This window comes from Metabacillus indicus LMG 22858 (assembly GCF_000708755.2).
In the GTDB taxonomy this organism is placed as follows: Bacteria; Bacillota; Bacilli; order Bacillales; family Bacillaceae; genus Bacillus_P; species Bacillus_P indicus.
In genome coordinates this window covers 1-490 of the sequence record NZ_JGVU02000015.1, presented here as the reverse complement: position 1 = coordinate 490, position 490 = coordinate 1, and the positions used below count along the sequence as shown (strand labels likewise).

Annotated in this window: 1 protein-coding gene; it reads left to right on the top strand. The window is 40.6% G+C overall.

Translation table 11 applies throughout. From position 1 onward, the window contains the following. Window positions 1–490: hypothetical protein (locus tag AZ46_RS22035; protein ID WP_029286591.1), on the top strand; the 490-nt coding region annotated here is incomplete at both ends.

Below are 490 nucleotides of genomic sequence, written 5' to 3'. Positions count from 1 at the left end.
CGAAAAGTTTAACTGAGCGTTCTGTTGGCGCATGGCTTGACAAAACGGAGCAAAAAAGAATATGGATGTTAGCACGTGACGGTAAGGACGAATATATGAAACACTTTGGTCACACCGTAACCCGTAATCGTTCAGAATGGTTTCCTAATGCTTGGTGGGCGATTGATGGTACTAAACTGGATTTAGTACACTTTGCAAACAATAAACAAAAGATGGCTGCTGAACTTAAAATAAACGTTGTTTTTGACGTTTACAGCGAAAAAATAATTGGTTGGGATATTGCGTACTCTGAGAACCATGCTTCGCATTTTAGAGCTATTAAAATGGCTGTAGGAGAATCAGGATGCCGCCCTTTCTTATTCACTTATGATAAGCAATCAGGTCACACCTCAGGCAAGATGCAAAATCTGTACGATAAGCTGCCTGTGAATGGACATCATTACAGCCATAAAGTAGGCCGTAAATCGTCACCGGCGGAACAAATTTTTAA